Annotated in this window: 1 protein-coding gene; it reads right to left on the bottom strand. The window is 41.7% G+C overall.

Annotated features, from left to right (window positions below):
- Positions 1-729: hypothetical protein (locus tag CI597_RS18245; RefSeq protein WP_198959588.1), on the bottom strand; the 729-nt coding region annotated here is incomplete at both ends.

Here is a 729-nt window from a genome sequence, read left to right as displayed (position 1 = left end):
GGTACGGTAAAGGATCTCCCCTGTTGTTCCATTGGTCTGTCCGATCTCATTTCCGTTCTTGTCATAGACATACTGCTTATTCTCTTGTACGGTACCATCTTTCCATGTGGTCGAAGTTTTCACCTGATCCAGTCCATTATAATCGTAGGTGGTCTTCGTATCCCCTTTGTCTTCAGCCAGACGATTTCCAACCTTATCATACGTATAGGTCACGGTCTGTTTGCTGTCGTCTTTCCTGTGATCTGTCGTAACCGTCTTTACAAGCCTTCCCAGAGAATCATAAGTATAGTGCTTTGTCTCATTGACCTTTTCTTCATCCTTTTGAGGATAGTTGTTTACCTGCGTCTTTTCTACAATGTTGGAATTTTTATCATAGGAGTAGGCATAGGACTCCATAACTGTTTCTGGATGTTCCAAATCTGTGTAGACCATCTTTGCCACACGGTCAAAAGAATCATAGGTATAGGTCTTTTTGACTGCCTTATCACCATCCGATAAGAGATTTCGGTAATCCTTGATCTCTGTTACTTTTCCATAGCTGTCATAAGCATAAGTCCGCACAGTTGCTTCTTTTACATCACTTCCTTTATATACATCTGCTTTGATCACAGACAGCCAGCCGTCGCTGGTGTAATGATAAGAAAGGCTTCTTACCCCATCTTTTTTCGTTGGATAGGTAACTTTCGTAAGTTTGCCTTCTGCGTCGTAAGTATATTTAATCGCATGGCT

The organism is Anaerostipes hominis (ex Lee et al. 2021), from assembly GCF_002270485.1.
Classification (GTDB): Bacteria; Bacillota; Clostridia; order Lachnospirales; family Lachnospiraceae; genus Anaerostipes; species Anaerostipes hominis.
This window is presented reverse-complemented; position numbering and strand designations above follow the sequence as displayed.